A 7,638-nucleotide genomic window follows, 5' to 3' on the forward strand; every position below is an offset into this window, starting at 1 on the left:
TAGAACAATAATAGTTAGAGTACTAATAGTATTGTTTTGAAACAAAAGAACACTAAACCTGCAATTGCTTAGAGCTCTAATAAATTTATATGGAGAGTAAACTTTGTGGTTTTATCGCTTTAAAGCGCTTGGTATTGAAAGGTTAGGCATTATTAATAACGCCTTTAAAAAGTAGGGGGTAACGTCTTAGTCTATTGCCAATGTAGTCATCAGCTAAAATTTGCTGGCAAATGAAATCAATATCTTTGCTTGCTTCAAATACCCAATCAAAGCGCTCTATAGCCAGTAAAAAACCACGCTTTAAATGAGTTTGAGAACGGTACTGTTCTAGGTTGTCTTGAATAATAGATACTTTACTTGGATTAGCTTTAAGCTCTTCTACTACTTGATTAATAAAAGTAGTATTGAGCTTACTGGTCGGGCGGTGTCTGAGTTTTCGTGGGTGCATTAGCTCTCGTTTGCAATGTTATATAATTTTTTCAAAAAGTCGTCTTTATGCTTTTCATGCTCGTAGTCAAGGTGGTAAGTATTATGAAAACCAAAGCGCAGTTCTACGCCGCTACCTTGTAGATATACGGTGTAACCGTCTACGTCTGAATATGCAGTAACTCCCTGATAATGTTTGCCTTCATCAGTCATTTCACCTTTTTGAATTATGCGTTCATATACGGCTAAAATCTGTTTATTGTCGAGTTCGTTTTTCATGTTTTATACCTTTTATTAAAAAGCTAATACGATATAGATATGAGGGTCGATCATCTTAAAAACAATAGCTAAAAAAATGTGATATTGCTTTGTAATTTGGCCTTTTTAAATTATGCTCAAAATTCATTTATTGTTGAGCTTACACCATGATAGACAAGGCGTTACTACTAAAAACTCGTGAGTTATCGGATCAATTAATTGCATTGCAAACGCCTATTAGGATACTCGATGCTATTAATTGGGATAAACAAACTAAAGAGGAGTTTTTTAGACAAAAATGTCAAAAAAATCCACTGATCGATCGTGCATACTATCAACAGCGCGATCTTGGTTTTGTACCTAGCGAGTTACGCCAAGCGTTTTCTACTTTGCACCGTAACATTATTAACCAATTGGGTCAGTTAAATCCCATAGCTCAATACATGGGAAAAATGTGCACAGAGTATAAAACAGTATTAAGCATGCTTGAGTATCGTGGCACACCAGAGTTTCATGACTTATCGGTGGAGTTATTTGGTCACCCTAAAGATTTATTTCATGCTGGTGAGCCCTCACTTTCTGAGCTAGCTAATATGCTAGATAAACCGCTGCAAAATTTACTTATAGCCGACATACTGCCTGACGACCCTAAAAATATTGATGCTGTTGATGCAGTGCGTATTTTGTCTGAGCAAGTAACCGCTAGTATGGCAGGAATAAACGTAGAGGTGATGCTTAGCGATGGTATTGTTAGTGATGCAGCCGCAGGTGCTAATAATATAAAGCTTAATCAAGATGTTAAGTTTTCGCAGCGTGAACTTGATATCTTAGAAGTTCACGAAGGGTGGATACACGTCGGTACCACTCAAAATGGTTTAGCTCAGCCTTATTTAACGTGTTTGAGTAAAGGTACGCCAAGCTCTACTATTACCCAAGAAGGCTTAGCGGTCCTTACCGAAATTATTACATTAAAATCAACCCCAAGGCGTTTATCTAAATTAGTGAATCGTATTCAAGCCGTTACAAAGGTAATAGATGGCGCTGAGTTTGTAGACATTTACCGTGATTACGTAGCGCAAGGTTTATCAAAAGATGACAGCTACACACTTGCGCAGCGTGTATTTAGAGGCAGTACGCCAACAGGTTTGCCTTTTACAAAAGATATTGCTTACATTAAAGGCTTTGTACTGGTTTATAACTTAATACGCGTTGCAATACAGCTTGGTCGAATAGATAGACTCCATTTATTACTGGTAGGTAAAATATCGATAGATGATTTTAGATTAATATCGCAGCTTCATGATTTAGGTGTAATAGAGAGCCCACAATTTGTGCCACCACACTTTAAAGACTTACGTGGTTTGGCAACTTGGTTGAGCTTTGGTCGTTTTATTGGCGACTTGTCGTTTGAAAAGTTAGAAAACGATTATAAACCGCTATTTTTATAATTAATCAATATAACTTACCGACATAAAAAAAGCCCGTAACGGGCTTTTAAATTAAAGTACTTTAAATGTAATTATCGCGCGTTCGTGCTTTCAAATATTTTGTCAGCTGAGGCTGCAACAAAACCAGTATAAAGCTCGCCGTCTGCTTTAGGGTAACGAATAGCAAACTCATAAAAGCAGCTAGGAATGCTCATATCACCGTCACTAAAGGTAACAGAGTATTCATCAGCAAGTGTTGACGATTGCTCTAGTAACACCTCTGGTGAGCCTTTAACTTCACCGCCTGACGTATTAAGCGAAAAGCCGGCGTCTTTTAGGGCTTGGTTAACATCATGAATGTTATCAAACTTAGCAAGCGTATTAATATTTACGGTAAAGTGATTGGCGCGGTAACCCCACGCCGACATCCAAGCTGCATACTCGCTTTCAGCTAGCAGCTGCTTATAAGTATCGGTGCTTACTTGCCAATGCGTGCCTGAATATAAAAAGTTGTCTGCTGTAACTGCACTTTCGTCAATTTGGCTTACCATATCTGTCACGATGGCTTGTAACTCTGGCGAGCATTTTTCTACTAATAGTTCAGAGATAAACACTTTTGGCTGATTAGGATCGCTATGCTCGTAGTGCTTTGCATAGAGTTTTTTAGCTTCAAAATGGTACTCACCACATTCTTTGTAACCAATAGCTAAAAAGTGAGCAGCGAGCTTTTCAAGACCCACTTTTTCAATATTAAATGTACGCAGCGCAATATGATCGTTAATGATGTCATCTTTTTGCGTTGACCCTAAAAGGTCATGAATTTTGTCTGCCGATGGTGTTACGTTTAAGTAGTTTTTCCAAAGGCTCTCAAATAATGTGTTTACATCAGTATGCATGTTAAATCCTTAAATCTAAAATTTTGGTTTTATTGCTTATTCAATTACCAAGCCTGGCGCTAGGGTTTGCGGTAAGCTCACTTTGTCTGACTCAACAGATGCCACAGGGTATGCACAATAATCGGCGGCATAATAGGCACTTGCTCTGTGATTACCACTGGCGCCTATGCCGCCAAATGGAGCCGCGCTAGAGGCACCCGTAATAGGGCGGTTCCAGTTAACAATACCTGCACGGATGCGCTTTAAGAAGTGAGTGTAATCATCTTCACTGTCGCTAAGTAAACCTGCAGATAAGCCAAAGCTTGTGTTGTTAGCTTCAATAATTGCGCTGTCAAAGTCGGTATAACGATACACTTTAATTAGCGGTCCAAAATGCTCTTCATCTGGCATGTCGGTAATGCTTGTTACATCAATAATGCCCGGGCTTACAAAACCTGTGCCTGGTTTTAATTGCTTAAGTTCAACAAGGATTTGTGCACCTTTTGAGACTAATTCACTTTGCGCGGCGACCATACCCAGTGCTGCTTTTTCGCTTATCATTGCACCCATAAAAGGCTGCTCTGTAGCAAAGCTGTCGTCTACAACTATGTTTTTAGTTGCGCTTATTAGCTTTTCTAAAATAGCATCGCCGTTGGCTGATTTTCCAATAAATAAGCGACGTGCACACGTACAGCGCTGACCTGAGGTAATAAAGCCTGATTGAATAATATCGTGCACAGCAGCGCTTACATCACTCACATCTTTTACAATCAGTGGATTATTACCGCCCATTTCAAGCGCTAAAATTTTGCCAGGGTGTCCTGCAAACTGTTTATGTAATAAGTGGCCTGTGTTTGAGCTACCGGTAAAAAACAAGCCATCTATATCTTTATGAGAAGCAAGCGCTTTACCAGTTTCAATTTCACCTTGCACAAGGTTAATAACACCCGCTGGCAAACCTGCTTTTAACCAAAGTGAGAGGGTAAATTCTGCAACGTGTGGCGTCAATTCTGATGGCTTAAATACAACAGTATTACCGGCTAAAATTGCAGGAACAATATGCCCGTTTGGCAAATGCCCCGGAAAGTTATATGGGCCAAAAATAGCCACAACGCCATGCGGTTTGTGTCTAATAAACGCTTTAGCACCGGGCATTGGGTTTTCGGTTGTACCTGTACGCTCATGGTACGCTTTTACAGATATAGCTACTTTACCTGTCATTGCGCCCACTTCGGTGCGGGTTTCCCATAATGGCTTACCCGTTTCGCGTGCAATAATAGTAGCAAATTCTTCGCTGTGTTCTTTTAATTGTGCTGCGAAGTTTTCTAAAATGGCGATACGCTCTTTAAGTGGTTTGTCTGCCCATTGTAATTGCGCGGCTCTAGCTGCTTTTATAGCTGAATTTACTTGATCAGTGTTTGCGCCATTACCTTGCCATACCACATCGCCATTACTTGGATTGATTGACTCAAATGCTGGACCAAGTCCCACATGCCACTGATTATTAATTAGGTGTGTATTCATAAATTATTTACAGGCGGAAAAATCGCGCTGCATCTCCTTGGCTTAAATTAAGCGCCTTAGCCACATCTTGGCTAATGACGAGGGTATGTTTTGCATGATTGTAGTGTGCGTCTTTGGTAAATGTCGCTCTAAAGCCACTTACGCCTTGATTACATACGGCCAGCGTATCAGAGCTATTTTGTGATATGTGATCAAGCTCGCCAATCGTAACAGGGCAAACTTGAGAGTCGCGAATGCTGCGAATATTTCCAAGCTTTGCTTCAACTGTTGGGCCTGCATCAAATAAGTCAACGTAGCCTCTGTGCTCAAAACCTTCCTTTTCTAATAGTTTTAGCGCAGGTTTTGTTTTTTCATGCACACGCCCAATCACTGCTTGGGCTTTTTTACTAAGCAAGTTCACATAAATAGGGTACTTAGGCATTAACTCGCTAATAAACACCTTATCGCCTAAGCCAACTAAGTGATCCGCTTGTGGAAATTCGATACTAAAAAAGTGCTCTTGTAGCCATTGCCAAAAAGGAGAATGACCGTCTTCGTCGCTAACACCGCGCATTTCTGCGATAACAGTATCGGCAAAACGCTCGCTGTGCTGAGCCATAAACAAAAAGCGTGAACGAGATAAAAATCGACCCGTTAGGCCTTTACGGCTATTTTCGCGCAAAAATAATGTACATATTTCTGAGCAACCAGTGTAGTCGTTACACATGCTTAAAATATCAACGGTGTTATATACATTTAAAGTAGGCGAGTGGTGTACTGTTTTACCCAAATGATAATGATATAAAGGCACCGATAAACCTACCGCGGCTTCTATAGCGGTTGTGCCAATAACGTCACCTGTTTCACTGTCTTCTAAAACAAATAAATAGCTTTCATCAAGTGGCTGGTTAATGTTTTTGGCAAAGCTTTTTTCAGCACGTTCAATTTTTTCTTTAAGCTGTGTATCGTCCACAGGTAAAGAGGTAAACCCATGACCAGATTCAATCGCTATTTGTTTAAGCGCGTCAAAATCATTGGCAGTAATAGGACGTAATACTTGCATTTATTGCTTGCTCCAATAGCACGCCATTAGGCGTGCTAATTTAAACTATATTAACCGTTTACTACGTCGCTAACGGCTTTTTCAAAGCGCGCTAAGCCTTCTTTAATATCTTCAAACGGAATAATTAAAGACGGTGTAAAACGAATTACATTCATACCCGCGACAAGATTCATCAAACCATTATTAGCACTGGCTATTAAAAAGTCGCGTGCGCGGCCTTCAAATTTGTCATTTAGTACTGCGCCAATTAATAAGCCTTTACCACGTACTTCGCTAAATACGTTATATTTTTCGTTAATTGCGTTTAATCCTTCACGGAATAATTGCTCGCGCTCTTTAACACCGTTTAGTACGTCTGGTGTATTTACTGTATCAAATGCCGCTTCGGCCACAGCACAAGCAAGTGCGTTTCCGCCATAAGTAGAACCGTGAGTACCAATTTTTAAATGCTCAGCAATAGGTGTACGAGTGATCATAGCGCCAATAGGAAAACCACCACCCAATGCTTTTGCCGTTGTTAAAATGTCAGGAACAACCCCTAAACCTTCATAGGCGTATAAATCGCCTGTGCGACCAACACCCGTTTGTACTTCATCAAAAATAAGTAACGCGTTATGTTTAGTACAAAGTTCGCGTACTTTTTTAGCAAATTCATCTGTTGGTGAAATAATACCGCCTTCACCTTGTAATGGTTCCATCATAACAGCACATGTTTTATCGCTGATCAGCGCTTCAAATGCCGCTATATCGTTAAAATCACAATGTACTATGTCCGCAGGTTTTGGACCAAAGCCATCTGAATAAGCCGCTTGCCCGCCCACAGTTACTGTAAAGAATGTACGACCATGGAAACCTTTATTAAATGCAATAATTTGCGTTTTTTCAGCGCCATATACGTCCAATGCATAACGACGTGCTAGCTTGAGGGCTGCTTCGTTTGCTTCTGCACCTGAGTTTGCAAAGTAAACTTTATCAGCAAATGTTGCTTCAACCATTTTTTGAGCTAAACGAAGTGCTGGCTCATTGGTCATAACATTTGATAAATGCCAAATTTTTTTGCCTTGCTCTTTTAATGCTTTAACTAATGCAGGATGACAGTGACCCAAACAGTTAACGGCAATACCACCGGCAAAATCAATGAACTCATTGTTATTTTGATCCCAAACGCGTGAACCTTCACCACGAACTGGGATAATTGCTGATGGGTTATAGTTTGGTACCATTACGTCGTTAAATAAGTCTCTTGTTACTTGCATTTTTACACCTAAATTTAATGGGCTTAGATAAAAGATTAGTTGCTAACTCAAAGAAGAATATAGCCTTTATTCTTCAGCAAACACGTTATTATTTCTTATAGAGGTCATTATCGAAGGTTAGCTGTTAAAATTGCAGTGCTATTTTGTGAAAAATGATTAAAATAAAAGTCAAAATAACGAAGAAAATAACCATTATGATAACTCCACAAGATGAAAAGCTACTTTCTGTACTAAAAACAAATGCAAGAGCGAGTATTTCTGATCTTGCGCGAATGCTTGACTTGTCTCGTTCAACAGTACAGAGCCGAATGCTCAAATTAGAAGAAACCGGTGTGATTAAAGGCTATAGCGTTGATTACGGTGACGACTACCTTAGTAAAATGGTATCAGCTCATGTGTCTATAAAAGTAAGACAAAAATTAACGACTAAAACAAACATTGAGCTTAAGCAAATTGATGCTATTTCACAGCTATATGCCATAAGTGGTGAGTTTGATTTAATTGCGGTGGTACAGGCTCAAAATTTAGAACAGCTTAGTCATTTGTTGGACGATATAGGAAATCTTGATGGGGTGGAGCGCACAACATCTTCTGTTATTTTAGAAACTAAATTTAAGCGCTAGAGTCAGTGAGTTTTTTGTTTTAGTCGTTAAGTGAACACTCGGTATACTTTAGGTCAATAATAAAAAGGCTAGGGTCTGTTGAACCTTCAAGGTTAAATTAACAGCCCCCAAAAGATTCTTCCTAGGCGCTATTTTCTCTTGGTTGCCTACATAGATGCAGGGTAGGGGGCGTGAGCTGGGCGCGGAAGCTTTGCTCGGTTTTTATTT

General features: G+C 39.7%; 8 protein-coding genes. 2 read left to right on the top strand and 6 right to left on the bottom strand.

Annotated elements, in window-relative coordinates:
* Window positions 1-142: 142 nt before the first annotated feature.
* Window positions 143-448: a hypothetical protein gene (locus tag H5072_RS07370; RefSeq protein ID WP_002958617.1), complete on the bottom strand. Its 306-nt coding sequence runs from the start codon at window positions 446-448 to the stop codon at window positions 143-145.
* Window positions 448-705 carry a DUF3081 domain-containing protein gene (locus H5072_RS07375; protein WP_008169639.1) on the bottom strand — a complete coding sequence of 86 codons (258 nt, stop codon included), beginning with the start codon at window positions 703-705 and terminating at the stop codon, window positions 448-450. The genes H5072_RS07370 and H5072_RS07375 overlap by 1 nt, the downstream gene beginning before the upstream one ends.
* 146 nt (window positions 706-851) lie before the next feature.
* Here H5072_RS07375 and H5072_RS07380 point away from each other — a divergent pair, with 146 nt between their 5' ends.
* Window positions 852-2,132, top strand: coding sequence for a flavohemoglobin expression-modulating QEGLA motif protein (locus H5072_RS07380; RefSeq protein ID WP_182693142.1), 1,281 nt, complete (start codon window positions 852-854; stop codon window positions 2,130-2,132).
* Window positions 2,133-2,203: 71 nt separating this feature from the next.
* Here H5072_RS07380 and H5072_RS07385 read toward each other — a convergent pair whose 3' ends face one another.
* From H5072_RS07385 to H5072_RS07400, 4 genes are read right to left on the bottom strand one after another with little or no spacing between them, the layout of a single operon-like run.
* A complete protein-coding gene (locus tag H5072_RS07385; protein WP_182693143.1) occupies window positions 2,204-3,007 on the bottom strand; it encodes a DUF1338 domain-containing protein in 804 nt (267 codons plus the stop codon).
* A 36-nt stretch (window positions 3,008-3,043) separates the two neighbouring features.
* The gene (astD, locus tag H5072_RS07390) at window positions 3,044-4,510 is read right to left on the bottom strand and encodes a succinylglutamate-semialdehyde dehydrogenase (protein ID WP_182693144.1); all 1,467 of its coding nucleotides are present in this window, start codon (window positions 4,508-4,510) and stop codon (window positions 3,044-3,046) included.
* 7 nt (window positions 4,511-4,517) lie between these two features.
* Complete coding sequence (gene astA, locus H5072_RS07395) at window positions 4,518-5,552, bottom strand: arginine N-succinyltransferase (RefSeq protein WP_182693145.1); 1,035 nt, start codon at window positions 5,550-5,552, stop codon at window positions 4,518-4,520.
* Window positions 5,553-5,602: 50 nt separating this feature from the next.
* Window positions 5,603-6,808 carry an aspartate aminotransferase family protein gene (locus H5072_RS07400; protein WP_182693146.1) on the bottom strand — a complete coding sequence of 402 codons (1,206 nt, stop codon included), beginning with the start codon at window positions 6,806-6,808 and terminating at the stop codon, window positions 5,603-5,605.
* Between the two features lie 194 nt (window positions 6,809-7,002).
* Here H5072_RS07400 and H5072_RS07405 point away from each other — a divergent pair, with 194 nt between their 5' ends.
* The gene (locus H5072_RS07405) at window positions 7,003-7,431 is read left to right on the top strand and encodes an Lrp/AsnC family transcriptional regulator (protein ID WP_002958609.1); all 429 of its coding nucleotides are present in this window, start codon (window positions 7,003-7,005) and stop codon (window positions 7,429-7,431) included.
* Window positions 7,432-7,638 lie beyond the last annotated feature (207 nt).

This window comes from Pseudoalteromonas sp. SR45-5 (assembly GCF_014163565.1).
GTDB classification, from domain to species: Bacteria; Pseudomonadota; Gammaproteobacteria; order Enterobacterales; family Alteromonadaceae; genus Pseudoalteromonas; species Pseudoalteromonas distincta.